This window comes from Halorubrum sp. C191 (genome assembly GCF_002727095.1).
GTDB lineage: Archaea > Halobacteriota > Halobacteria > Halobacteriales > Haloferacaceae > Halorubrum > Halorubrum ezzemoulense.
On record NZ_NHNZ01000169.1, the window covers coordinates 1 to 530 of the forward strand.

1 pseudogene is annotated in these 530 nt (G+C 65.3%); it reads right to left on the reverse strand.

Annotated features, from left to right (window positions below):
- Positions 1–440: pseudogene (locus tag Z052_RS15140) on the reverse strand (site-specific recombinase); the annotation flags it as partial.
- Positions 441–530 lie beyond the last annotated feature (90 nt).

Below are 530 nucleotides of genomic sequence, written 5' to 3' on the forward strand. Positions count from 1 at the left end.
GCCTCTGTCGCCATGTCGGCGCGCTCAGCCGCCTCGATGTGCTGGTAGGCCTCGCGGACCTGTTCCTCGCTGTTGTCGAGATACCGGGCTGCAGCGGCGTAGCCGAACTGTCGAACGAGGACCTCTCCGACGCCCCGCCGCCCGCCGTGTAGTTCGAGGTAATCGCCATCGAGTGAGAGATCCAGTTCGTCGCGACGCTTCGTGATCGCATCGTTGTTCCAGAGCCGCTCCATGATCGACCGGGCGCCGTCCGTGGTGAGCGGCTTCAGCGCGTCGAGGTCGTGCTCGGCAGCGACGATCAGGTCGGGGGCGCCTGTTCGGACGCGCTCGATCGCGTCGTCGTTGAGGCCGGCGCCACCTAGCCCCCTGATGACGTGATTCGCGAGCGACGGCCGATGCAGCGTCGTGAATACCGGCCACGATTCCGGGACGTCTAGCACCTCGGCGTACCGTTTTAGCGGTTTGATGACGGGCTCAGGGAGCGAGGCCTCCTTCCACTCGCGACTCTTCCGAAATACCGTCACACTGCT